The 26,676-nt window shown below is 39.4% G+C and carries 22 protein-coding genes; 19 read left to right on the top strand and 3 right to left on the bottom strand.

What is annotated here, in order from left to right:
• Positions 1 to 4 precede the first annotated feature (4 nt).
• The 6 genes from CIL05_RS00710 to CIL05_RS00685 all read left to right on the top strand — a co-directional run bounded on the left by CIL05_RS00710 (position 5) and on the right by CIL05_RS00685 (position 7,079).
• The gene (locus tag CIL05_RS00710) at positions 5 to 1,033 is read left to right on the top strand and encodes a family 20 glycosylhydrolase (protein ID WP_095653585.1); all 1,029 of its coding nucleotides are present in this window, start codon (positions 5 to 7) and stop codon (positions 1,031 to 1,033) included.
• 614 nt (positions 1,034 to 1,647) lie between these two features.
• A complete protein-coding gene (locus tag CIL05_RS00705; RefSeq protein ID WP_095653584.1) occupies positions 1,648 to 2,520 on the top strand; it encodes a sugar phosphate isomerase/epimerase family protein in 873 nt (290 codons plus the stop codon).
• Between the two features lie 90 nt (positions 2,521 to 2,610).
• On the top strand, positions 2,611 to 3,558 hold the full coding sequence (locus CIL05_RS00700; RefSeq protein WP_165769011.1) for a Gfo/Idh/MocA family protein: 948 nt from the start codon (positions 2,611 to 2,613) through the stop codon (positions 3,556 to 3,558).
• On the top strand, positions 3,555 to 4,538 hold the full coding sequence (locus CIL05_RS00695) for a Gfo/Idh/MocA family protein (protein ID WP_095653582.1): 984 nt from the start codon (positions 3,555 to 3,557) through the stop codon (positions 4,536 to 4,538). The genes CIL05_RS00700 and CIL05_RS00695 overlap by 4 nt, the downstream gene beginning before the upstream one ends.
• Positions 4,539 to 5,132: 594 nt before the next feature.
• A complete protein-coding gene (locus CIL05_RS00690; protein ID WP_095653581.1) occupies positions 5,133 to 5,999 on the top strand; it encodes a sugar phosphate isomerase/epimerase family protein in 867 nt (288 codons plus the stop codon).
• A 15-nt stretch (positions 6,000 to 6,014) separates the two neighbouring features.
• Entirely contained in the window at positions 6,015 to 7,079 is a 1,065-nt protein-coding gene (locus CIL05_RS00685; protein WP_095653580.1) for a Gfo/Idh/MocA family protein, read from the top strand.
• A 272-nt stretch (positions 7,080 to 7,351) separates the two neighbouring features.
• Here CIL05_RS00685 and CIL05_RS00680 read toward each other — a convergent pair whose 3' ends face one another.
• Positions 7,352 to 8,143, bottom strand: coding sequence for an AraC family transcriptional regulator (locus CIL05_RS00680; protein WP_095653579.1), 792 nt, complete (start codon positions 8,141 to 8,143; stop codon positions 7,352 to 7,354).
• 226 nt (positions 8,144 to 8,369) lie between these two features.
• Here CIL05_RS00680 and CIL05_RS00675 point away from each other — a divergent pair, with 226 nt between their 5' ends.
• Complete coding sequence (locus CIL05_RS00675; protein WP_095653578.1) at positions 8,370 to 9,980, top strand: extracellular solute-binding protein; 1,611 nt, start codon at positions 8,370 to 8,372, stop codon at positions 9,978 to 9,980.
• Positions 9,981 to 10,105: 125 nt separating this feature from the next.
• Here the strand turns inward: CIL05_RS00675 and CIL05_RS00670 are convergent, their stop codons facing one another.
• Positions 10,106 to 11,116: a LacI family DNA-binding transcriptional regulator gene (locus CIL05_RS00670; protein ID WP_095653577.1), complete on the bottom strand. Its 1,011-nt coding sequence runs from the start codon at positions 11,114 to 11,116 to the stop codon at positions 10,106 to 10,108.
• A gap of 140 nt (positions 11,117 to 11,256) precedes the next feature.
• On the opposite strand from CIL05_RS00670, the gene CIL05_RS00665 reads away from it, so the two are divergent.
• From CIL05_RS00665 to CIL05_RS00600, 12 genes are all read left to right on the top strand, one after another.
• Positions 11,257 to 12,093, top strand: a complete 837-nt coding sequence (locus tag CIL05_RS00665; protein WP_095653576.1) for an amidohydrolase family protein — start codon at positions 11,257 to 11,259, stop codon at positions 12,091 to 12,093.
• A 21-nt stretch (positions 12,094 to 12,114) separates the two neighbouring features.
• Complete coding sequence (locus tag CIL05_RS00660) at positions 12,115 to 12,363, top strand: hypothetical protein (protein WP_100662718.1); 249 nt, start codon at positions 12,115 to 12,117, stop codon at positions 12,361 to 12,363.
• Positions 12,314 to 12,700, top strand: a complete 387-nt coding sequence (gene rbsD, locus CIL05_RS00655; protein ID WP_095653575.1) for a D-ribose pyranase — start codon at positions 12,314 to 12,316, stop codon at positions 12,698 to 12,700. The genes CIL05_RS00660 and rbsD overlap by 50 nt, the downstream gene beginning before the upstream one ends.
• Before the next feature lie 27 nt (positions 12,701 to 12,727).
• Positions 12,728 to 13,825, top strand: a complete 1,098-nt coding sequence (locus CIL05_RS00650; protein WP_095653574.1) for a mandelate racemase/muconate lactonizing enzyme family protein — start codon at positions 12,728 to 12,730, stop codon at positions 13,823 to 13,825.
• Between the two features lie 21 nt (positions 13,826 to 13,846).
• The gene (locus CIL05_RS00645) at positions 13,847 to 14,740 is read left to right on the top strand and encodes a fumarylacetoacetate hydrolase family protein (protein WP_095653573.1); all 894 of its coding nucleotides are present in this window, start codon (positions 13,847 to 13,849) and stop codon (positions 14,738 to 14,740) included.
• 467 nt (positions 14,741 to 15,207) lie between these two features.
• Positions 15,208 to 15,978 (top strand): SDR family NAD(P)-dependent oxidoreductase, encoded by a 771-nt coding sequence (locus CIL05_RS00640; protein WP_095653572.1) that lies wholly within the window; start codon positions 15,208 to 15,210, stop codon positions 15,976 to 15,978.
• A gap of 48 nt (positions 15,979 to 16,026) precedes the next feature.
• On the top strand, positions 16,027 to 16,821 hold the full coding sequence (locus CIL05_RS00635) for an SDR family NAD(P)-dependent oxidoreductase (RefSeq protein ID WP_095653571.1): 795 nt from the start codon (positions 16,027 to 16,029) through the stop codon (positions 16,819 to 16,821).
• Between the two features lie 119 nt (positions 16,822 to 16,940).
• On the top strand, positions 16,941 to 18,200 hold the full coding sequence (locus CIL05_RS00630) for an alpha-L-fucosidase (protein ID WP_095653570.1): 1,260 nt from the start codon (positions 16,941 to 16,943) through the stop codon (positions 18,198 to 18,200).
• A gap of 119 nt (positions 18,201 to 18,319) precedes the next feature.
• Positions 18,320 to 19,987, top strand: a complete 1,668-nt coding sequence (locus CIL05_RS00625) for an alpha-L-fucosidase (protein WP_095653569.1) — start codon at positions 18,320 to 18,322, stop codon at positions 19,985 to 19,987.
• A 703-nt stretch (positions 19,988 to 20,690) separates the two neighbouring features.
• Positions 20,691 to 21,563 carry a sugar phosphate isomerase/epimerase family protein gene (locus CIL05_RS00610; RefSeq protein WP_095653566.1) on the top strand — a complete coding sequence of 291 codons (873 nt, stop codon included), beginning with the start codon at positions 20,691 to 20,693 and terminating at the stop codon, positions 21,561 to 21,563.
• Between the two features lie 64 nt (positions 21,564 to 21,627).
• Positions 21,628 to 23,037, top strand: a complete 1,410-nt coding sequence (locus tag CIL05_RS00605) for a sulfatase family protein (RefSeq protein WP_095653565.1) — start codon at positions 21,628 to 21,630, stop codon at positions 23,035 to 23,037.
• A gap of 180 nt (positions 23,038 to 23,217) precedes the next feature.
• Positions 23,218 to 24,816, top strand: a complete 1,599-nt coding sequence (locus CIL05_RS00600) for an extracellular solute-binding protein (protein WP_095653564.1) — start codon at positions 23,218 to 23,220, stop codon at positions 24,814 to 24,816.
• 103 nt (positions 24,817 to 24,919) lie between these two features.
• On the opposite strand, the gene CIL05_RS00595 is transcribed toward CIL05_RS00600, so the two are convergent.
• Positions 24,920 to 26,521, bottom strand: coding sequence for an extracellular solute-binding protein (locus tag CIL05_RS00595; protein ID WP_095653563.1), 1,602 nt, complete (start codon positions 26,519 to 26,521; stop codon positions 24,920 to 24,922).
• Between the last annotated feature and the right edge of the window lie 155 nt (positions 26,522 to 26,676).

The raw sequence follows: 26,676 nt of genomic DNA, 5'->3' as shown, positions 1-26,676 counted from the left end.
ACAAATGAATACGACAGAGCCTGTACGTGCATTTCATTTAAGATTCGGTTCACACGATCAAGTCGAGGTTTTTAAAAAATTCATTGAAAAAGTACTGGTTCCAAAGGGGATTAATCATTTATTTTTGGAATGCAATACATCGTTTGTATTTGAATCCCATCCTGAAGTCACCGGTGGAACATTAACCAAACAGGATGCACGGGAGATTTCAGCCGTATGTAAACATAATGACATCCGGCTTATTCCGTTATTCCAATGCCTTGGTCATCAAGGCTGGGGAGGATCTCGTAATTCCATATTAAAAGCGTATCCTGAATTTGACGAAACGCCGCATGTACCGTTGGATGCCGAATGGCCGGAGATCTTCTGCAGAAGCTGGTGCCCGGAGCATCCGGATGTTAACCAGCTTGTTTTTGATCTAATGGATGAAATTATTGATGCTTTTGATACCGATGCATTTCATGTTGGTATGGATGAAGTATTTGAAATAGCGGATGATAACTGTCCTCGCTGCAAAGGAAAAGACAGATCTGTGTTATTTGCGAAAGCTGTTAATGACATGTATGGCCATCTTGTTAAAGATCGTGGTGTTGAAATGTTCATGTGGGGTGACCGATTAAACGATAGTAAAAAGATGGGCTATGACCAGTGGGAAGGGGATACTTTTGGTACGTATAAAGCAATAGATTCCATCCCCAAGGATATTGTAATTATGGATTGGCATTATGAAAAGTCAGCTGCATATCCTTCAATTGGAAATTTTATTGAAAAAGGTTTTACGATAATTCCGGCTTGCTGGTATAAAACAGATGCTGCTGAAGATTTGTTGGAGGAGAGTAAACGCCAGGCTAAGCAACTGAATAAAGAAGATAAAATGCCCGGTATGCTGGTAACATCATGGAATGGGTGGAATGAACATACTTTTGAAAAGTTTGTTCATATGACGCCACAGACTTTTGAACCCGAGGAACAGTTGGAAGAGCTTGATGAATTATATCGAACACTGGATTTAATTACGAAGAAGCTAAAGTAAAAAATAAAGGTTCTTTTCGTAACCTTTGGGACTGCACTTCATACGCCCCATCAACTTGCTTATTTAACTGTCGCAGTTTCTGTAGAAGACGACGTATGTGTTGGGTTATTTTTCGCTGCGGACCGTTGCTTTCCGCGGGCACGGCTTCAGCCTCCTCGAGAAAAACACTCTGCGGGGTCTTCAGACACGTGCTTTTCCCGCAGGAGTCAACGGTCCTTCGCTCCAAACAACCGCCATAAATGTAAATGTGCAAGCATTTGTTTATTTAATTAATCAAGAAATCTTAAAAAAGCTCTTAAAGCACAATTTCAGCGGAGGAAACACATGAAGACTCCTGCGGGAGGAAAGGCATAGGTGAGACCCCTAAAGACGAGTAGCACGAGGAGGCTCACCAGCCGCCCGCGGAAAGCGAAATGTGTTTCCGTAGCGAATCCCTGCTCCCAACCGCAAATAAATTTTCACTGTGTTGTCTTTTATATCGACTACGGGGCAGATAACAACAGATCTTTTCGAAGGGACGAACCCATGGTGCAGTCCCAAATCATTTCGGTGGGCCGAGCAGTGCGCAGTTCCGATCTATTAGAAAACAGCCAAAATAAAAGGAGATGGATAAAATGAAAGTTGGTTTAAGTACGTATAGTTTGCTTGATGCAATTAAGGCAGGAGAAATGGATGTTTTGGATGTAGTGGACTGGATTGCTGAAAACGGTGGGGAGCATATGGAGATTGTGCCCTATGGATTTACACTTGTTGACAATTTGGAGCTGGCAGATCAGGTACGCGATCGTGCAAAGGAAAAGGGAATTGAGTTGTCCAATTATTCCATGCCAGCAAACTTTGTTCAGGATTCAGAGGAAGAATTCAATGCAGAAGTGGCACGCCTAAAGGAACATGTGGATCTTTTAAACCGGATGGGAATCAAACATATGCGCCATGATGTAACAGCCTTTACGGTACCGCCCGAGAAACGGACCATTGAATACTTTGAAAACAGTTTGCCGCAGATTATTGAAGGAAGCAGGCAGATTGCAGATTATGCAGCGCAATTTGATATTACAACAACTATTGAAAATCATGGGATGGCCGTACAGCACAGTGACCGGGTGCAGCGTGTCGTGCAGGCAGTTGATAGGCCGAATTTTAAAACAACACTAGATGTAGGGAATTTTATGTGTGTTGATGAAGACCCGATTGTCGGGGTAAAGAAAAATCTGCCTTATGCTTCACTTATTCATTTTAAAGATTTTTACCTTCGTCCTTATGATGAAAATCCAGGTGGTGGAAAATGGTTTGAAACGTCAAATGGCAACTTCCTTAAAGGCACAATAGTCGGTCATGGGGATATTGAAATAAGAAAAATTGTTAAGCTTATTAAAGATTCCGGGTATGACGGCAATATCACATTGGAATTTGAAGGTATGGAAGAATGCCGGGAAGCAAGTAAAATCGGTATGGAAAATTTGAAACATTTTTGGGAAAAAGCATAAATAGTAAAAAAATTAGTAAAAATATTTGTAAAAATGAAAACGTTATTATAGGATTGATAGAATAGTAGAAAAAAAAGCGAGGTGGATACAGTGGTAAAAGTGGCGGTAATTGGAAATAGCCGGAAGCATCTGGAAACATGGTCGAACATTAAAAATGTGGAAGTAATTGCAATTGTTTCGGGGAAAAGTCATGAATGGATACCTGAAGCACACCAGAAAAAAGCAGTCAGCAATGCTGAGGAATTAAAAACAATGGATGTCGATGTGGTAGATCTTTGTGTACCTGTAAACGAAAGAGCTGAATGGATTCAGCAAATCGCAAAGGAAGGGGTACATATTATTTGTGAAACACCACTGGCAGAAACAATGGAGAAGGCTTCTTCCATAATTAAGGAATGTGAAGCGAAAAAGGTACATTTATTTGTGGGGAATCGACGCAGATATTCTCCGGAATATGCAGATGCAAGAAATCAGGTAAACAATGGGAATGTTGGAAAGTTGGGTGTAACTAGGCTTTCAAGTGGAGCACCTCACCCTGGTGGAGAGGAAGATATAATTACTGGACTTGGAATGATTGAATTCGATTGGCTTCTCTGGACATTTGGAGATGTTGAGCGGGTAATGGCGAAACATGTGAAGAAAAAACGACGAGATGGATGGCCAGTGGAGTATGCTCTTATAACACTGCGGCATAGGGATCAATCGTTTACACAGGTGGAGTTGAACTGGGCAAAAACAACAAAAGAGACGAGCTTTGAAATTTCCGGTGATACGGGAATGCTCACATTTAACAGCAATGAAAGCAATCCGATTTCACTGCAGCTATCTGGATCTGAAGCCGATGTTGATCTTGAGGAAGCCGTACTTTTCAAATCAGCCTTAGAGAGACAGCTTGAGCATGTTGCTGCATTTGTAGAAGTACAAAATAAGCCGGTAAAACGGGCAGATGATGCCTTGAAGCCGATCCAGCTTGCTGAGGCTGCACGAAAATCGGCTGAGACAGGTCAGCCTGTATCTATTGAGGGGGTGCTCAAATGAAAACAGCAATTATCAGTTTTGCACATATGCATGCACTAGCCTATGCTAAATACCTTGTAGAGCATCCGGAGGCAGAGTTGGTAGCAATTTGGGATGCTGATTCCACAAGAGGAAAAGAAATGGCTGACCGTTTTGGCAGTGATTTTTACAGTGATTTAGATGAATTATTAAAAACTGATGTTGAAGCGGTCATCATATGTTCAGAAAATGTGAACCATAAAGAGCATGTATTTAAAGCAGCAAGCTATAAGAAACAAATACTATGTGAAAAGCCGATTGCGACGGAAATTGCGGATGCGAAAGAAATGATTCAAGTCTGTGACGAGCATGGTGTTATTTTACAGGTTGCCTATCCTGTCCGTTTCGTACCTGCAATACAAAAAGTAAAAGATTTGGTGCAGGCAGGAAAAATCGGTGAGGTGATGGCAGTGAATGCAACCAACCATGGGCAGATGCCAGGTGGCTGGTTTGTGGAAAAAGAATTATCCGGTGGCGGTTCAGCAACAGACCATATTGTTCACATTATGGATGTGCTGCGTTGGATGCTGAAGGATGAAGTGAAAACGGTTTATGCAGAATTTGATACCAGATTTTACGATATTGAGGTGGAAGATGCTGGACTGGTAACACTTGAACTCGAATCTGGTGTCATTGTTTCAATAGACCCAAGCTGGTCCCGTCCCAAAACTTTCCCTACCTGGGGTGATGTGACAATGGAAATTGTCGGGACAGAAGGAACGATAGCGGTTGACGCCTATAAACAACATTCCCTTCTTTACAATGATACAGATGGGAAGATTCAGCAGATGCCATGGGCCGAGGATATGGATGCTGGGCTCGTCAATGATTTCATTGACTGTGTCAAGAATGATCGAAAGCCTTTCATTTCAGGAACCGACGGACTCAGAACACTAGAGGTTGTAAAAGCAGCCTATGAAGCTGATGAATTAAAAGAAACAGTACTTCTGAAACGAAACTAGTAATTCTTGCAGGCAGTTTCTAAAAAAAGTTTGGGGCAATTCTTCGTTTGCCCCACCGAAAGGATTAGTTTTCTTGATGGAAAATCTATAAATGACGACGTAATTACTGTTTGCTATAAGTTTTTACTATAAACGCCATTCGGGATCGCTTCGGCAGAATACTTCGCTTTCCGCGGGCACGGCCTCAGCCTCCTCGAGAAAACCACTCTGCGGGGTCTTCGGACACGTGCTATTCCCGCAGGAGTCTTCGTATTCTGCCTACGCTAGTAGGAATTATCTTAATAGTTTAATTTAATTAAACTGCTAAATTTTGAAAGTGAAAGTACCATCACAGCGGAGGAAACACATGAAGACTCCTGCGGGAGCAGAGGCCTAGATGAGACCCCGGAGAGCGACAGCTCGAGGAGGCTCATCAGCCGCCCGCGGAAAGCGAAATGTGTTTCTGGAGCGCTGAACTAGCACTCATCTTCTAGAAGGTGGGAGTAAGTAACACTAAAGTTTCGTCGTAGAGTTTATATCAACTTTGTTGATTAAACAGCACTAAAACTTTCAAGTAATAGTCTAATAGAATAATGAAACAATGGAGGGGTAAATATGAAGCTTGGCATGAGTTCATACAGTTTGGCAGGAGCGATTAACTCAGGAGAAATGTCCATCCTCGATGTCATACAGTGGACAGCTGATCAAGGTGGAGAGCATATTGAGATTGTTCCAATAGGCTACTCCTTGACAGATAATCCGGAATTAGTTAACCAAATTAAGGACAAGGCAAATGAAGTTGGAATTGATATTTCAAACTATGCAATCGGTGCTGATTTTCTTCCAGAAACGGATGAAGCATTCGAAGCAGAGATTGAAAGAGTGAAAAAGGAAGTAGATATTGCAAACCAGCTTGGTGTGAAATTGATGAGGCATGATGTCTCGTTCAAGCCACCTGCTGAAGCTTCTATTAAACAGTTTGAAGAGGATCTTCCAAAATTAACTCAAGCCTGTCAGCGTATTGCTGACTATGCAGCAGAGTACGATATTGTGACAAGTATTGAAAACCATGGCTTTTATGTCCAGGCAAGTGACCGGATACAGCGCCTGATTGAGAATGTTAACCGACCTAATTTTAAAACAACGCTGGATACCGGGAACTTTCTGTGTGTAGATGAGGATCCGGTGTCGGCGGTGAAGAAAAATATTGGTTACGCATCCATGGTTCATACAAAGGATTTTTATGTTCGTCCCGCTTCTTCATTTAGTCCGGGTGAAGGCTGGTTTCAGTCAACAGCAGGGAATTACTTAAGAGGTGCGATTACAGGGCATGGAGATATCAATTTGCAGGATGTTCTGAAGGTGGTTAAGAAATCAGGCTATGATGGGTATATTTCCATCGAATTTGAAGGGCTTGAGGATTGTAAAAAAGGATCAAAGATTGGTTTGGACAATGTACGCAGAATTTGGGATGAATTATAATTAAAAGGAGATGGCATTATGGGGATAAAGGTTGGAATAATTGGTGCAGGTTCCATTTCGGAAATGCATTTTGAATCCTATAAAAACAATGAGGAAGTAAGTATTTATTCCGTTTGTGATTTGAATGAGGAAAGAGCAAAGGCAAAAGCAGAGAAATATGGTGCAGAAAAGTATTTTACAAATTATCACGAACTGCTTGCAGTACCAGAAATTGATGCAGTAAGTATTTGCACATGGAATAATACACATGCGGAAATTGCCATTGCCGCATTAAATGCAGGAAAACATGTATTAGTCGAAAAACCTTTATGTAAAACCGTTGAAGAGGCTCATGCAATAGAAAAAGCAGTTCAAGAAAGTGATGGGAAAACACTACAGGTTGGATTTGTGCGTCGCTTTGGTACAAACACTCAAGTTTTGAAAAGTTTCATTGATTCAGGCGACCTTGGGGAAATCTATTATGCGAAAGCTTCCTGTATCCGTGCTTTAGGAAATCCCGGCGGCTGGTTTGCAGATAAGGAACGCTCTGGCGGTGGACCTTTAATCGACCTTGGTGTACATGTAATTGACATGTGCTGGTATCTGATGGGTAAACCAAAGGTGAAATCTGTCAGTGGAAATACTTACAATAAACTTGGAAACCGCTCACATATTGAAAATAAATCATTTTATAAGGCTGCAGATTATGATCCAAGCCAGAATTCAGTTGAAGATATGGCGAATGCGATCATTCGCTTTGAAAATGGGGCTTCCCTGATGGTCGATGTCAGCTTCACCCTTCATGCAAAGGAAGAGTCAATAGCTGTAAACGTGTTTGGAGACAAGGGCGGTGCTGAAATTGAACCGAAGCTGGAAATCATTACAGAGAAGAATAATACGATATTAAATTCAACACCACAAATTGATGCATTATCGTTTGACTTTAGTAAAGGCTTCCAAAATGAAATCAATCATTTTGTATCCTGTGTCCAAGGAGAAACAGAAACAATTTCTCCGGTACAGGATGGCGTGGAGATTATGAAAATATTAGCTGGTGTGTATGAATCCAGTGAAAAAGGCGAAGAAATTCGCTTTGATTAATTATGTAGGTTTTTGACTTGCAAGTTATGAAAAAAGCCTTGTCACAGTTTTTGGGTGACAGGGCTTTTTTTGTGTTGTTAGCAAGTTGTTAATAGATTTCTATCCAAAATATAGTATGGGTGGAGACTTTTCATACGCTACCCGAGTAAATGGTTGTTTCAAATAAAAATCAATATAATACAAATAAATCGATTTCATTCATTGCGATTAATCGGAAAATTGGGTATATTGATGATAATTTTAAATTAGACAAACGCCATTCTCTGAAAGTACTATCCACTATCATTGGAAGAATGGTTCCGTCGAATAGCTGAAGGGGGTTCTCCTATGAGTTTTTTGTAAACGCGATTAAAATGCGCCTGGTCACAAAAGCCCAAATCATTGGCGATTTGCTGCATGTTCCGTGTTGTGTTCAACAATAACTCCCGAGCATGCACAATGCGGATATAGTGCAAGTAATTCATCGGTGTCATTCCTTTTACCTCTTTAAAGAGACGAATGGCATAGCTGGTTGATCGATTAATATGATTCGCAGTGTCTTTTGTCGATATATTTTCATTGTAATATGATTGAATGTATCCTTCGATTAAATTAGCAAACTGTATTTTTTGGGGGGAAATATATTTGGTATCCATTTCCCTGCTGATATATGCCATGAGATGAAGTAGTTCTCCTTGGCACATGAGCTCGTAATAGTGATTCCGATTGAGATATTCCTGATACAGGATACTCATCTTTTGTTCTAAATAAGCAAACTTTTTCGTCCTGAAGTGGGTGAATTGATGTCGTTTTATGATAGAAAGCTGCTGTAATTCAGGAGAAATCTCATGAAATAAAATGGTATATTTTTTATGTTTCTGTCCCATTGCATTTCGTGATTCTCTGAGCGTTCCTTTTGGGATGTAAAGCACATCACCTTTTTGCAATCGGAGGTGGATATCATCAAGCCAGTAATCGACTTCTCCCTCTATCATCAATACAATTATATTCTCAGGAAGCCTTTTTAGAGGCATTTTCCAATCGGGAATTTCATTGTCGAAAGATATTGAAAATATGTCAAACACGAATAGTCACCTCATGACTGTGTTGATTAGATTGTACAAATAGTATAGGAATACCACTTATCTGTCAATGTAAAACCATAGTAGATATGCAAAGTTAATTAACTTAATTAATGATGCGTACATGTCTAACTTGTTTTGCAAGCGCATTCAATAAAATTATTAGAAAAGATGAAAAAGGCATCGAACAAATTGCTAGACTTATTGAAAATAATAGGAGGTTTTAACAATGTTTTTCAAAAAGAAGATAACTATTTTAATCATTTTCGTTTTACTTATCCTGGCAGCTTGCAGTAGTGATGAAGAAGTAAGTAAGACAACAGGTGACGATGATCCGCATTTTAATGAATCAGGTATGCCGATTATGGATGAATCAATCACTATGGATGTTTTTGCTGGAGTATCTGCCCAAACGATGCAATCAGATTGGAACGATATTTTAATTTGGAATAAATATAAGGATATGACGAATATTGATGTAAAGTGGAACCAGGTGTCAACCGATTCATTGGAGGAAAAACGAAATCTTGCCCTGGCTAGTGGTGATTTACCCGATATGTTTTACGCTGCCAATCTCAGCGGTCTGGATTTATTAAAGTATGGTAAGCAGGGCGTGTTCATACCACTGAATGATCTTATTGATCAATATGCACCTAATTTGAAAGCGCTATTAGAGGAAAATCCCGATGCTAAAAAAGCACTCACTTTTCCCGATGGTAATATTTACTCCCTTCCCAATATGGCGGATCCAGATTTTATATCTTTACGCGTAGGGGGCACACCTTGGTTTAACGAGGAATGGCTAGATGCTTTAGATATGGATATTCCGCAAACGACTGAGGAATTCTATGAATATCTGAAAGCAGTAAAAACAGAGGATCCAAATGGTAATGGCGAAAATGATGAGGTACCTTATGGCGGTAATAATATCAATAACTTTATCCACTGGATTCAAGGTGCTTTTGGGATTAATACTCGCGGTGGCGGTTATATTGATGCAGACCCGCAAAATGAAGAAATGAGGTTTGTGCCAACAACTGAAGGATACAAAGAAATGCTGACTTATATGAACAAGTTGTATAATGAAGGTTTAATCGAACAGAATATTTTTTCAATCGATTGGAGCCAGTACTTGTCAAATGCTTCAGAAGAAAATTACGGAAGCACCGTCTTTTGGAGTCCGGACGTCACATTTGCTGGAGGTACAGGAGAGAAATATGTGAGTGGGTATGCATTGGAAGGACCAAATGGTGACAAGCTGTTCGCAGGTCTATCCTCTGTCGTTACTAATCCGGGGCAATTTGTCATCACAAATGAAAATGAGAATCCCGCAGCAGCTATGCGATGGATTGATTACTTTTATGGTGATGAAGGTTCCAAGTTAATGTATATGGGAGTGGAAGGTGAAACATATGAAAAAACAGAGGATGGCTTTCAATATGTGGATAAAATAACAAATAGTGAAGAAGGCTTAACGAGCAATCAAGAAGTGTCCAAATATTTGACTTGGGTAGGAGTAGGTCCGCCAGCTATTGTAAAGCAGGACTATTTTGTGGGATCTGAAAGTGCCCCTTCTGCCTTGGAAGCGGCGGAAAAGCTTGAACCGAATCTTCCGGAAGAAGTATGGCCATCATTTACCTATACTGAAGAGGAAAATAGGATATTAACATCGATTGGTTCTGATATCGAAAAATATGTTGATGAGATGAGAGACAAGTTCATTACCGGAGATGCGTCTTTATCTGAATGGGACAAATATGTAGAAACGTTGACTCAAATGGGGCTTGATGAATATATGGATGTTCAGAAAGAGGCCTATAGTCGATATAAGGATAATTAATTTGTTAATAAATAAGAAGGCATAACTGTGCTCTCTTATTGTTATCGGACTTAATTACTGCTAAAAACTTAACAGGTGCAGCGTTTGAAAAGGCTGCACCTGTTTGTCTTTAGTAGCTTTTTACACTAAATAGAGGCTGAAGATCGCCGTACTATCAATTCAGATGGCAATACAATCTTTCTGAATTCAGAAGGTGCGTTTTTTTCAACTCTGTCAATCAGCATTTGGATGCCTGTATAGCCAAACTGATAGGCCGGCTGGGAAACGACAGTTAAAAAAGGATCCAGGTCATACGCTGGGTCTAAATCATCGAAACAAACAACAGAAATATCCTCAGGCACACGGATGCTTCGTTTTCGCAGTTCTTTAATTGTGTTGATTGCAATAATATTATTTGCTGCAAAAATTGCTGTGGGCCATTCATCCTTGTCTAAAGATAAAAGCTTCGAGAAAACCTCATCTTTATTTTTGTTTTTATAATGACTTTGAAAAATTAAATCATCTTTAACAGGTAATCCATGTGTTTGCAGTGTCTCGATATAAGTATCCTGACGTTCCCGGGCGGTTGAAACATCGAGAGGACCATTTATAATTGCTATTTTCTCATGTCCGAGCTCAATGAGATGCTGTAAAACTTTTCTTGTTCCTTCCTGACTGTCCCCATGAATTTCATCAGAAGCTATTCCTTCTACTTTACGGTCAAGCAGAATAAAAGGGATCTTATATTTAGTCAATGTTCTAAGATTCTTTTTTGATTTATCTTCAGAGGGGGTTATAAGTACACCATCCACACCTGTTGAAATTAGCATATTAATATAATCGGATTCCTTATGGATGTCCTCATCACTATTACAAAGCATCAAACGATAACCCAGCTGTTTTGCTTTATCTTCGGCACCCCGAGCCACTTTCGTGAAAAACGGGTTATTAATATCGGTAATAATAAGTGACAGAATCTTTGACTTTTTTGCCGTTAAATATCGGGCAGAGGCATTTGGAATATAGTTCAGCTCTTCTATAGCCTTTTCTACTTTTGCCCTGGTTGCCTCACTCACTTTCCCGGACTGATTAATAACCCTTGATACAGTCATTGGTGAAACTTCTGCTAATTTGGAAATATCATAAATCGTGACCATTTGCTTACTTCCTCTCTATGTTGTCTTAATTTTACAATGGAGTGATCCAAAAATACAAATATTTTTAATTGACAGTTTATTAATTTAATGTTACTTTAATGTTATCGGTAACATAAATATCCAGGAAATGAGGAAATTCTATGAAAATTGATTCCCACCACCATTTCTGGAAACTCAGCCGTCAGGACTATGGCTGGCTGACAGAGGAACAAGGTATATTGTTCCAGGATTATTTGCCAGATGATTTACAGCCAATTTTAAAAAAGCATCAAATTGATAGAACAATTGTTGTTCAGGCAGCACCGACACTTGCGGAAACAGCGTATTTATTAGAATTATATCATCAAAATGAATTTATTGCGGGTGTAGTAGGCTGGATTAACTTGGATTCTGATTCATTCGGGGAAAAATACCAGCAGTTACGAGAAAATAAAGGCTTTGTCGGAATTCGGCCAATGCTGCAGGATATTGAGGATGATCGATGGTTATTGCGTCCGAGGGTGATGGAAAATATCGAAAAGTTACTCCATGATGATTTTCCTTTAGATCTTTTAATCTACCCCAGGCATTTGCCAATTGTATTGGAATTGCTTGAAGAGTTTCCAAAACTAAGGTGTGTCATTAATCATGCTGCAAAGCCGGATATAACAAATGGCATCTCAAATTTTTGGGAAAATCATATTAGTGGAATATCCAGGTTTGAAAATGTTATGTGCAAAATTTCTGGACTTATTACAGAAGCAGACCATCGAAATTGGAAGCAGAAGGACTTTATTCCTTTTGGAGAGCATCTTTTAAAAGCTTTCGGTCCCAACAGATTGATGTTTGGCAGTGACTGGCCAGTATGTTTGCTTGCAGGAGACTACGGGGATGTGTATGAACTATTTGGCAATTTAGTTTCAGAACATGTAACGAAAGATGAATTTGCTAAAATGATTGGTAATAATGCCAAAAACTTTTACAAGTTAAATCTATAGAGGTTGATGGGAAGTGGTTTGATGAAATGGGAATACATGATAACTGAAAATGATGAAAGGCTTTCTGAACTTGGCAGTGCTGGATGGGAACTGGTAAGTGCAATTAAGCAAAAGACCGGAATAAAGCTATATTTAAAAAAACCTGTTCAAAGCTTCAGAGACCGCATTACAGTTGATCAGCGAAAGGAAGTTTACAAGGATTTCAATATGGAGGAAGCAGATGAAAAAGGCAGGAATTCTACATCCGGAAATATCACAATTGATTGCTAGTATGGGGCATACAGATTATGTTGTCCTGGCAGATAAAGGCTATCCCGTGCCTGAGGATAAAAAACGAATAAACCTCGGAATCACAGATGATTTGCCGACAGTTCCTGATTTGCTAAAGGTCATTGAAACTGAATTAAACATTGAAAGAATCATTGTTACAGAAGAGATGGAAGCTGTCAGTCTAGATAGACTGCTAGAATTAAAGCAATTATATCCCAATATATTATTTGAGAAAATCACACACTTGGAATTTAAAGCGCTTACGAAAGAAGCGCAAGCAGTCATTAAAACAGGCGATACATGCGCCTATGCAAATATCATTATTGTTTCAGGATAAATATTAATTAAATCGGAGGCAGGAAAGATGAAAATTACAAATGTGGAAACATATTTACTGGACGTTCCCTTAAGGCAAAAGGCAATTACAGACTCTCAAACGAAACTTGAATCAGTTGAATTTGTGGCTGTTCGCTTAGACACAGATGAGGGGATAAGTGGTTGGGGGTTTAACTGGAATTATACGAAGGGAACGCGTGCTGTCCAGGCAATTATTGATGATACATATGCACCAAAATTAATCGGAAAAGACCCGGTTTTTTATAAAAATATACTAAAGGAACTTCATTACACAAACCATTTTATTGGGCAGGTTGGAGTTACACGGGTTGGATTGTGTGCAATTGAATTTGCATTATGGGATATCAAGCTGAAAGTGGCGAATATGCCATTATGGAAGTATCTGGGTCCTGTGAAAGATAAGGTGAAGGCCTACAATACAGACGGCGGCTGGCTTGAAGTAACAACAGATGAATTAGTCAGAGATATGACTGCACTTGTCGAGCGTGGGTTTGATGCAGTAAAAATGAAGCTTGGATTACCAGACCCAAGAGAAGATTATGAACGGGTCAAAGCGGTTCGAAAAGCAATAGGTGATGATATTAAATTAATGGTAGACGTCAATACCGTTTGGGATTTAAAAACATCCATTGTATGGGGAAAGAAACTGGAGGAATTTGACGTATATTGGCTGGAAGAACCAATGAACCCATTTGATAAAAAATCCCATATCGAGCTTGCCAGAAGAATAAATATTCCAATAGCTGTAGGTGAAACCATTTATACAAAATATGATTTCCGTGATTATATTGAAAAGGGCGGAGTTGCTATCGTCCAAGCTGATGCTACAAAGCTTTCCGGCATTGACGAATGGCTTGATGTTGCTGCACTGGCCAGATCCTACAATCTGGAAGTCATTCCACATACGAATGTACAGCAGAAGTTACACGTACAACTGGCAGCCGCATCGTCCAATGTGCCGATGGTCGAATATTGCTATGAATCAATTGCAGATATTTGGGAAGATCCGATCAAAGTGGAAAATGGCTATTATACACTGCCAGAAGAGCCGGGACTTGGTTGCAAATTAACAGATAAGATATTAAAAGAATGTAGAATTGGTTAACTGGAGAGAGGGGAATTTGAGATGAAACTGGTAAGATTTACAAAAGATACTACTGATTTTGTTGGTGCGATTTTTGATAATGACAGGGTTGTGAATATCAACTATTTACTGGATGAGCCTTCCCTTACAATGATGGATCTCATCGAACGGGGCCTTGGCTTTATAGAGCATATCGAAAGTAAACTAGAAAATATAAACAAGTCAAATGATAAAGAGCTTGTTGCTGGATTGGAAGACATTGTTTTAAAGGCGCCATTGCCGAACCCTGGGAAAGTTGTTTGTGTTGGCTTGAACTACATGGATCATTGCCGTGAACAAAATGTCGAGCCACCTGAATCACCATTGATTTTTTCAAAATGGCCTAGCAGTATTATTGGACCGGGGGGAAATATCATACTTCCTGAAGAGTCGAAACAAGTTGACTATGAAGCAGAACTTGGAGTCGTTATAGGAAATAAAGGAAAGCATATTGCTGAAGAAAATGCACTGGATCATGTATTTGGCTATGTGATTGTAAATGATGTCAGTGCAAGAGATGTCCAGTTTGCTGACGGTCAGTGGATTAGAGGAAAGTCCTATGACACGTTTGCACCCTGTGGACCATATCTGGTAACGGCAGATGAAGTGAAAGACCCTCATAATCTAGCAATCCGCTGCACAGTGAATGGGGAAGTTCTTCAGGATTCGAATACAAATGAAATGATATTTAATATTAATGAAGTAGTCGCATACCTGTCCAAGGGATTCACGTTCAAAACGGGTGATCTGCTGTCAACTGGTACACCAGATGGCGTTGGCGTTTTCAGGAATCCTAAAGTATTTCTTGAGGATGGCGATGAAGTAGTTATTGAGATTGAGGGACTGGGCGTTTTGAAAAATACCTGTGTGAGTGAGAGAAAATGTTGGTTTGACTAGAATGCTTTATTGTGGTTGATAGAAACTGCGACGTATGCGCTAGGTTGTTTTCCGCTGCGGACCGTTGCGGACCTTAGGGCACGGCTTCAGCCTCCTCGAGAAAACCACTCTGCGGGGTCTTCAGACACGTGCTTTTCCCGCAGGAGTCAACGGTCCTCCGCTCCAAACAACCGCCACATAAGAGGATAGCAAATGTTTGTTTCAATCAAGCGGTAAATCATCGTTTGAAGGTGATAACACCATCCCAGCGTAGGAAATACACGAAGACTCCTGCGGGAAAGCGAAGACGATGAGACCCCGCAACGAGCGTTCTTTGCGAGTGAGGAGGCTCATCGCGAGCCCGCGGAAAGCGAAGTGTATTTCCGGAGCGGCTGGTTATATGACATCACATTTTATCAAAAATATGATGTCATATACAGAAAAATATACGAAAATAACCAGATTTTTAATAAGCGAGGTGTGAAACAATGAGATTAAATAATAAGGTTGCCTTGATTACAGGTGCGGGGTCAGGAATTGGAAGAGAAACGGCTTATCTGTTTGCAAAAGAAGGGGCAACAGTTATCGTAAATGATCTGAATGAAGAAGCGGGTAATCAAACGGCCCATCAGATAAATGAACAGGGTGGCGAAGCTTTATTTATCCAAGCAAACGTCACAAATGAATCAGAATGTAAGCGAATGACGGAAGAAGCAATAACGGCATTTGGAAAAATCGATGTGTTATTTAATAACGCAGGTGTCAGCGGTGTTGGCGTATTGCATGAGACGGAATTAGAAGACTGGAACAAAGTGATGAATGTGAATATTAACGGTGTATTTCTCGTTTCTAAATATGTTATCCCTCACATGATCAAGCAACAAAGTGGTTCCATTATTAATATGTCATCATGTATTGCAGAAATTGGTTTAGCTAATAGGGCTTCTTATGCTGCGACAAAGGGTGCGATACTTGCATTGACAAAGTCCATGCAGGTTGATTATGCAAAAGATAATATCCGGGTGAATGCATTAATGCCTGGGACAATTTTCACCCCATTTGTGGAAGATTACCTGTCAAAAGACCCTAATCCTGAAGCGGCTGTAAATGCTATTAAAGGAAGACAATTAGGGGGAGATCTCGGTAAACCGATTGATGTTGCGTTTGCCGCGTTATATCTTGCATCTGACGAATCAAAATTCGTGATGGGAACGCCATTAATGATTGATGGTGGCGTCGTAAACGGTAAACTTAGTTAATTAAAATAAATAAGAATTAGATTGAGGGTTGGAAGGTGGTATGAATTGGTGAAGAGACATAACGGCAAATCTGCTCTTGTAACGGGTGGAGGTAGAGGAATTGGCGAGGCAATCGTACTACAATTAGCCCATGAGGGAGCAAATGTTGCCATAAATTATCTCTCAGAGCAGGAAAAGGATTCGGCTGAACTTGTCAGAGAGAAAGTAGAGGCACTAGGGCAACGTGCCATTACAATACAGGCAGATGTTGGGAAAAAGCAGCAAGTGGATGAGATGATACAGCAGGTACAAAATGAATTCGGCCAAATCGATATTCTAGTAAATAATGCTGGAATAGCTCCATTTGAACCATTTATGAAGCTGACAGAGGAAACCTGGGATCGAACCTATGATACCAATGTGAAATCTATCTTTCTATGTTCACAGGCTGTGGCAAAAGGAATGATTGAGAGAAAAAGCGGAAAGATCATTAATATTGCATCAACAGCCAGCTTAATGGTTACAAGTCCAGTTATTCCACATTATATATCGTCAAAGGCTGCGGCACATCAGTTAACTAAGGCGTTAGCAATTGAATTGGGAAAACATAACATCAATGTCAATGCAGTTGGACCAAGCACAATTGATACTGACATGTGTAAGGATTTTTTATCCGATCAGGCGATTTATGAACAAGAAGTAGAGGCCAATCCAATGAAACGGTTAGGAACTGCCAAACAAATTGCAGATTCAGTAGTATTTTTGGCCTCAGAAGAAGCAATGCAGATAAATGGTCATTTATTAATGGTTGATGGTGGATTGACTGTGAAAGCAGCACAGCCTGAGGATCATATGGAGCACTAGTTAATAGATTTAGATGGTTTAAAATGAAAACACTTACAGTGAATTGTATATGTAAAATCTGCCGGATCTATGAACCCTTAATGGAATATCCATGACCGGTTAAAGAAGGAGGATATTTAATGGATACAAAACAACAAATCAAGCCAACCAAAAGACAGCTTGAGTTTCAGAGCTGGGAATTTGGGTTATTTATCCACTTTGGTCTGAGGACCTTTTATGAGGGTTATGTCGATTTTGACAAACGACCAATGTCACCCACTTCATTTAATCCTACGAATCTGGATTGTGATCAGTGGATTCGTACAGCAAAAGAAGCAGGTATGAAATACGCTGTCCTAACTGCTAAACATCATGATGGCTTTTCAAATTGGCCATCAAAATATACGGAGTTTTCAGTTGCTGAGTCCTCATGGAAAGAAGGAAAAGGAGACGTAGTTCGGGAATTTATAACAGCATGTAAAAAGTACGGAATTAAACCAGGGCTATATTATTCTCCATATGATGGCTCTGCGGATTTTTATAATAAAGATGGTAAAGCATATGATGATTATTTCGTTAATCAAGTAACTGAATTATTAACTAACTATGGAGATATCGATATTATTTGGTTTGATGGTGCAGGATCTGAAGGACATGAATACGACTGGGAACGTATTGTCAATACAATTCGATCTCTACAGCCAAATATTCTAATCTTTAACATGGCTGATCCTGATTTTCGCTGGGTTGGAAATGAGGATGGTATTGCTCCAGTGCCGTGCTGGAATGTAGTCGATACGTTGGAATTCTCTGTTCTCACAGATGAACATGATGAACTTAGCAGGCAGCTTTGGCTACCAGCTGAATGTGATGTACAAATGAGGGATAATTGGTTTTATAGTGATAATGATGAACATACAGTGAAAAGCCTTGAAGAATTAATGGGGATCTATTATTCTTCGATTGGTCGGGGCGCTAATCTATTGCTTAACATTGGACCAGATCGACAGGGACTGCTGCCCGAAAAAGATACCCGACGATTACTAGAGTTTGGCAGGGAAATAAAAAGTCGTTTCAATACTCCAATAACAATTGAACGGTGTGAGTATCAAGATGGGAAATGGATCTACCAATCAAAAGAGCCCCATCTAATAGACCATATTATTATTCAAGAGGATTTAACAGATGGCGAGCGTGTTCAAGAATTCGAAATATCTATAATAACTGCAAAAACTCGCCGTCCATTAACGATTTACAAAGGAAGTAATATTGGCCATAAAGCAATTATACGAATCCCTTCAGTTAAAGTTCGAGGTGTCAGTCTTGAAATTATCACAAGTTATGGAGAAGCAGCTATTAAAGAATTATCCTTTCATCATATAGGAGAAAACTACTTTTAGACACTGGAATTATATTAAGGAACAAAAGCTAATAACTATGATGCTCCGGGAATGGGGATATCGTGTATCTGGAAATACATCTGTAAAATACTGACTCATTAAAGGTGAAGGTGATTGGATTGCAAATTAATAAGAAAAAGAACTATAACGGGATTCAAGGTGAAATTAAATTAGATCCTCATAATCAGCTTAAAGAATGGCAAGAACTCCAATTTGGTATGTTCATTCACTTAGGCTTATATTCCTATCTTGGTGGCACATGGAAAGATAAGCCAGTTAAAAAGGGATACAGTGAGCAGATTCAAATGTGGGCAGATATTGCTACAGAGGATTATAAAAAGGTGGCCGCTCAGTTTACGTTAGAAAACTTTGACCCTGAAGCTATTTGTTCATTGGCTAAGGATGCAGGAATGAATTATATAGTTATTACGAGTAAACATCATGATGGTTTTTGTATGTTTGATACAAGAACGACAGATTATAATGTCGTAGATTCTACACCATTCGGGCAAGACGTGCTAAAACTTCTTTCTGATGAATGTAAAAAACAAGGATTAAAATTCGGTGTTTATTTTTCATTGGTTGATTGGTATCAGGGACATGAATTTGATCCAAATAATAACAATGAAATTCCTGAAACGATGGAATCAATAATTGAGGAGCAATTGACAGAATTGATGACAAATTATGGTTCAATCTCAGAAGTTTGGTTCGACATGTCGTCACCTACAAAAGAACAAAGTGTTCGGTTTAAGCAGATTGTTAAAGACCTGCAACCTCAAGCTGCAATTAACGGGAGAATTTGGAATAACGAAGGAGACTTCCGAACCTTAAATGATAATCAGGTTCCTTCCATTAATCTGGATGGCGCATGGCAAACACCAGCCTCCATTTATCGCGCGACATGGGGATATAGAAGCTGGCAGCAACGCGATGAATTTGATGGAAAAATTCGAAACCTGTTAGAAAGTCTGATTTCTATACGTGCTAGGGGAGGGAATTATTTACTAAATATTGGTCCGCAAGCAGATGGTTCAATTGTTGACTTTGAAGCTAACGTCCTTCAGGGAATGGGAAAATGGATTAAACATCATCCAAATGCAATTCTTGGAACTAACCCCACTAAATTTAATGAACAAACATGGGGAGAGATAACAAGCGATGGAAATAGTCTATTCTTACATGTAACTAAATGGCCTAGTGATGGGAAGATTAACCTATCAGGGTTAGTAACGAATGTAGAAAAAGTGGTTGAAGATAATTCAAGCCTTGAACTTGAATGGAGCATGAACGATCATGATTTTGAAATTACGCTCCCAGAAGCTCCTGTAGATAAGATTTTCACAACAATCAGGGTAGAACTGTCTGATGAATTGTGTATTATTCCGTATAATACCGTTTCGATTGGATCTGATAATTCATGGATAGTGAACCAGAAAGATCTCGATTACGGAAATAATTATGCGGATAATGGAAATTATACGAGTCTTGTAAAGACAAATACCAGACAAACTGCTTATATTTCAAATGCGAAAAATGGTAAAGCAGTTGTTGAAATAACTGGTACAGGAAACGCAAACTTCACTTACTCTATTGAGCTCGGCTCTGAAGTGAAAATAGTAGAAGGGGGAGATCTAACGAGTTCAGTGATTGGTCCATATAATGTTCACTCAAGGGAGGGTATATTGCCACTCCATATTAAATTAGCCGAGCCAACACATACAAATCAAGATTTAGAACTAGAATTAGAGTCTATCAAAATAAGCTTTGTAGAGATAGATGAATAAGATTTATTAATTTCTTTGTATTGATTAAGGAAAAACATAAAGGTTCTTTTCGTAAGCTGTGGGACTGTACTTCGTTCCTCACCATAATACTGGGACTGCGCACTGCTCGCCCCATAGAAACCATTTGTTGCTTTTTTAACTTTAGTAGTTTCTATAAAAGACGGCGTAACTTTAAACGTGTTTTCTTTTCATCCCTGTCTTTAGAAGATGAGTGCTAGTCCAGCGCTCCGGAAACACATTACGCTTTCCGCGGGCGGCTGGTGAGCCTCCTCGTGCTACGCACTCCGGGGTCTCACCGAGGCCTTTCCTCCCGCAGGAGTCTTCATGTGTTTCCTCCGCTGGGATGGTATTTTTCGACTTTAAAAGTTGATTTACTTCTTGAATGAGCCAAATATTTGCTATCCACTTATTTGGTGGTTGTTTGGAGCGGAGGACCGTTGACTCCTGCGGGAACAGCACGTGTCTGAAGACCCCGCAGAGTGATTTTCTCGAGGAGGCTGAAGCCGTGCCCGCGGAAAGCAACGGTCCGCAGTGGAAAACAACCTAGCCCATACGTCGTCTTTTACATCAACTATGGTGCAGAATAACAACAAGTCTTTTGGTGGGGCGAGTAATCGCAGTCCCAAGTTACTTCGGTGGGACGAGCAGTGCGCAGTCCCAATTTATGTGAAAACAACCAAAAATAAAAAGGAGATGGATAAAAATGAAAATAGGATTGAGTACGTATAGTTTGCTTAATGCAATTAAAAGTGGAGAAATGGATGTTTTGGATGTAGTGGACTGGATTGCTGAAAACGGTGGAGAGCATATGGAAATTGTTCCATATGGTTTTACTTTAGTAGATAATTTGGAGCTAGCAGATCAGGTGCGTAATCGTGCAGAGGAAAAAGGAATTGAAATATCAAACTATTCCATGCCAGCAAATTTCGTACAGGAAACAGAGGAAGAATTCAATGCTGAAGTGGCACGTCTAAAGGAACATGTGGATCTTTTAAACCGGATGGGAATTAAACATATGCGCCATGATGTAACCGCTTTTACTGTGCCGCCTGAGAAACGAACCATTGAATACTTTGAAAACAGTTTGCCGCAGATTACCGAAGGAAGCAGGCAGATTGCGGATTATGCAGCACAATTTGGTATCACAACAACTATTGAAAATCATGGGATGGCCGTCCAGCATAGTGATCGGGTGCAGCGTGTCGTGCGGGCAGTTGACAGACCGAATTTTAAAACGACATTGGATGTAGGAAATTTTATGTGTGTGGACGAGAATTCTATTGTTGGGGTTAAAAAGAACCTGCCTTTTGCATCGCTTATTCATTTTAAAGACTTTTATTTTAGACCTTACTACCAGGATCCAGGTGCAGGTAAATGGTTTAAGACAGCTAATGATAACTTTCTGAAAGGTGCGATTGTTGGCCATGGTGACATTGAAATAAGAGAGATTGTAAAATTGATCAAAGCCTCAGGATATGATGGGAATATCACATTAGAATTTGAAGGTATGGAAGAATGCAGAGAAGCCTCTAAAATCGGAATGGATAACATCAGACGATTTTGGGATGAGGCTTAAATCACTACTAAAAGGCAAGGAAAGTAAAAACGAATTTGCTGTTTTTCTTATGGAGGTTATATAGTTGCAAAAGCCAAATATTGTTTATATTTTAGCAGATGATTTAGGTTACGGGGATCTAAGCTGCTATGGAGCAACTACAATTCAAACACCGAATTTAGATCAGTTAGCAAAAGAAGGTATGAGATTTACAGATGCACATGCGCCATCAGCAGTCTGTACACCGACCCGGTATAGTGTTTTAACGGGAAGGTATTGCTTTCGAAGCAGATTGAAGGAAGGGGTTCTGTGGGGACATTCCGAACCGTTAATTGAGACAGACCGTCTTACAGTACCCTCATTCCTTAAGAGTCGTGGCTACATGACCACATGTATCGGCAAGTGGCATCTTGGACTTGGCTGGGGCAAAGATGGTGACGAAATAGATTATAGCCTGCCTATCGAAAATGGCCCAATAGATTTGGGGTTTGACTATTATTTTGGTATTACAGCATCACTGGACATGCCGCCGTATTGTTTTATCGAAAATAACCGTACAGTAGGGATTCCGACAATCGAAAAAGAGCCAAAGGACTTCAGTCAAAAGGGACGTAAAGGACTGATGACACCTGGCTGGAAGGATGAAAAGGTTAACAAGACATTAACGGAGAAAGCAGTCAGCTACATTGGAAATCATGTGAAAAACCGTCCGGATCAAGCCTTTTATATGTACTTCCCTTTGACTGGACCACATACCCCGTGGTCTCCCGCAACAGAATTTAAAAATAAAAGTGGTATTGGACCACGTGGGGATATGATTCTTGAATTAGATTGGACGGTAGGTAGAATAGTAGAAACATTGAAAGAGAAAGGTATTTGGGAAAATACATTACTAATATTTACTAGTGATAATGGTCCACATCCTAAAACAGAAGAAGTTACCGTTCATGGCCATAAACCAGCTGGAGACTTACGTGGTCAAAAGGCAGATATTTGGGATGGAGGCCACCGTATTCCCTTTATCGCAAGTTGGCCTGAAAAGATTGAACCAGAATCGGTCAGTAATGAACTTATTTGTCTGACAGATTTGCTTGGAACTTGTGCTGCACTATTTAACGAAGAGCTGCCGGAGGATTCAGGTGAGGATACATTAAATATGCTACCTGCTTTGACTGGTGGCCGCTCACTTCGTAACGCAGTAGTGCACCATTCTATTTCAGGTATGTTTGCAATCAGAAGTGGCAAATGGAAATTGATTCAAGGGAAAGGCTCGGGTGGATTTGGATTTCAAAAAAGAGATACACAAATAATTGGACTACCAACACAGGGAGTTTGGGAAACAGACCATTCACCAGGACAATTGTACAATATGTCTGAGGATGAAACGGAAAACAGAAATGTATATTTAGAACATCCTGATATTGTTCGGGAACTAAGTGCTGAATTAATTGAGATTATTAATTGGGGTGGAAAAGTTTCTATGGAGAAGGAATAGCCAAGGCTAAGTATAGAGAACTGTTTGAAATGCTATTCTTCTTTTTTTACAAATTATTATTTGAAAATTAGCAATGTTAAATGAGGGATTTATTAAGGAGGTGGTTGCATTAGTTGGCAGATAAGATGAGTTGTAAAACGTTTAACAAACACTACAAAGGAAAAATAAGGAGGGTTACTATTGAAAAGTCAAAAGCTGTTTATCCTATTAGCAATAGCAACAATGTTATTTATGGCAGCATGCAGTGATGATGCTTCCAGTGAAAGTACTGCTTCCGATGAGGAAAGTCTTGAAAATCTAAATGAATCTGATATGCCTATTGTAAAAGAGAAAATAACATTGGATATGTTTGCAGGCGTTCCACCAGGGGCGAATGATTGGAACGATATTATGATTTGGAATGAATATGAAGAAATAACGAATATCGAGGTTAATTTTGAACAAATACCAAGTGAATCCTTAATTGAAAAGAGAAATTTAGTGTTGGCAAGTGGGGATTTACCAGATGCTTTTTATGCTGCAGATATTCCACCTATAGATATAATGAAGTATGGGCAGCAAGGTAGTTTTCTTAAGTTAAATGATTTAATCGATGAATATGCACCAAATATTAAAAAGGTATTTGAAACATATCCTGAAGTGGAAAAGGCTTTGACTTTCCCTGATGGCAATATTTATTCTCTGCCAGGTGTTTATTCACCAGACTTTTTATCACTTATTGTCAGTAGTCGCCCTTGGATAAATAAAGAGTGGCTTGAGGAATTTGATATGGAAGAGCCAGAGACAACGGAAGAATTTTATGAATACTTAAAAACAGTGAAAGAACAGGATCCAAATGGTAGTGAAGCTATACCATATGGTGGTACAAATTTGGATGGATTAGTTGGTTGGTTGAGGGGATCTTTTGGTATTGGGAACAAGGGAAGACCATATATTGATTTAAATCCTGAAAGTGGGGATGTACGTTTTTATCCGATAACAGAAGAATATAAAGAAATGGTACAGTACTTAAATAAACTATATAGCGAAAAATTAATTGAACAAAATATCTTCTCCATTGATCAAAGTCAATATTTAGCAAATGCAGCTGAAGGAAAATATGGAAGTACTGTTTTCTGGAGTCCGGAAGACTTGTTTGGGGAAGCTGGGCAGGCCTATGTAGGATTATCAGCACTAAAGGGTCCTCATGGAGATCAAATGTATACGAAAATAAATCATCCCGCATATCAAATAGGGAAATTTGCGATTACCAGTGAAAATGAACATCCCGAAGCGACTATGAGATGGATCGACTATTTCTATGGGGATGAAGGATCAAAGTTAGCCTTTATGGGAATTGAAGGAGAAACCTATGAAGTAAATGATGACGGTGAATATGTATATATGGACCACATAAGAAATAGTGATGAAGGGCTGACACTTGACCAAGAAGTAGCAAAATACCTCACATGGGTTGGCGGAATACCAGCAATTCTTAAAAAAGATTATTTTCAAGGGTCGGAAAAATCGCCTTCATCTTTAGAAGCTGCAGACAAGATAGAACCATATATCATTGATGAAGTTTGGGGATCATTTACCTATACAGCAGAAGAAAATAATAAGCTGTCAGCACTTTCAGCGGATATCGAAAAGTATGTTGACGAAATGCTGGATAAATTTATCTCAGGAGATGTTCCTTTGTCGGAATGGGAAAATTACGTTCAGACGATAAAGGATATGGGCCTGGATGAATATATGGAAATCCAGAATACAGCTTTTGAGAGGTATGAGAGTAATTAAATTTTTCTAAATTATTAAACCTGTAGAATCCCATTTTGACGGGATTTCTACAGGTTTAATTCGAAGAGAATGCTAGTTTACCTTTTTTGTTTCAATATTATTTTCACCCTTCGCTCCATTTATCATAAGCTTCCTGATATATTTCTACATATCTATCAATACCCATACTCTCAATTGTTTTGACATACCCATCCCAATTTGAAAGTGGTTCAACGCCAGTAATAAATTTTGCCTCCATTTGCTCAACATACGATTGCAGATCAACCTTAATAGTATTAATCTCATCTTGTTCTTCACTTTCTAAATAAATAAGCGGGAACGGTATCTCAGCATAAGGCTCATATTTTTCGGCTGTTTCAGACTGTATAAACTTATAGAAATCTGTTTCTTTTTGTCCTTCTATTGGCCCGTATAGTTCAGGTAATAAAATACCATAGGCTGGGGTTATAGTTGAACGCCACTTCTCTCGGTTATCAAATTTTTCCGGCACAGGAAGATCCAGTCTTACTTCTTTATTTTCATCCCACTCCCAAAGCAACCCCTCAGGTCCCTGGTCAAAGTAGGCATGGCCCTCCGGAGAATACAAATAATCAACCCAACGAATCGATGCTTCAGGACTAGGATTGTCTTTTGTAATTGAAAAGCTTCCTCTTGACATACCCGGGTTAAGTGGCATCAATGGTTCATTTGAGACCGAACTTTTCAGTGGGAAATACATTGGATTATTCATTGCTTCCTCTTCTGTTTCACCAGTTATTTGAAACGAATAATACGCGTTGAATACCCCTAATCTGTTGTTTTGCCCTTTTGCTGCAAATTGGTCATTTGACTGTGAAAAAGTCTCCTGATCTAACAACTTTTCGTTGTAAAGTTTTTTCATAAACGTTAAATACTCTTTATAGTTTTCTGTTATAGGTGCGTAACGGACTTTCCCATCTACTTCTTCTATATCCCAGACTTTCATTCCAAACGCGTTAAGCAGCCATTGTCTTGAACCGTTCATATTCACATCTGATAACGGAATTTCATCTGCTTCTCCATTACCGTTTGGATCTTCTGTTTTAAACCTTACAAGCAGGTCATAGAATTCCTCAGTTGTCTTCGGAGGTTCCTCAACACCCAAGGCATCCAGCCACTGCCCGTTATACCATAATGGTTGTCTATACCACACCGCTTCATGGTTACCTGAAGTAACTCTTGGTAATGCATAAATATGTCCATCAGGAGTTGTAATAGATTTCCTGATTTCAGGCCTTTCTTCCAAAACCTTCTGAATATTTGGTGCGTACTCCTTTATCAAATCTTCAAGAGGAAGCAATAAACCCTGTTTTCCATAATCCATTTCCATAGCGGAGGTAAAATCATTACTTCCTGCTGCAAAAATGATATCCGGAAGATCTCCACTTGCAAATGCCAGATTTAACTTTGTTCCAAAATCACTTATAGGTGTTAGATTGTATTCAAAGTGAATATTAGTTTTTTCTGCGTACTCTTGCAATACTGGCATTTCTCCCCATTCCGCTACTCCAGCATCAGGTGCCATTAATGTCATCTCAAGTTTTTCATCAACAATTGGATACCCTTCCTCATTCACTTTAACATCTGCAGATGAATCTGTTTCTTTACTTTCTTCATCAGAACTGCAGGCAGCTAGCATAACAATAGTAATTAGAGCGGTCAGCCATAAAAACAAACCCTTTTTCATTTGTATACCCCTTTCAAAATTTTATAATTACTTAAAAAACAGCATTTTCACAATTAAATTAACCACCCCCTTTAGCATTAAAAGTGTATTTTCTACTCTTTCAACGAACCAATCAATTACACCCTTAATCAAATTATTTGCAGGAATGGATAAGC

The organism is Virgibacillus profundi, from assembly GCF_002287375.1.
GTDB classification, from domain to species: Bacteria; Bacillota; Bacilli; order Bacillales; family Amphibacillaceae; genus Virgibacillus_K; species Virgibacillus_K profundi.
Note: the sequence above shows the minus strand (reverse complement) of the source record. Positions and strands in the feature narration are given on the sequence as shown.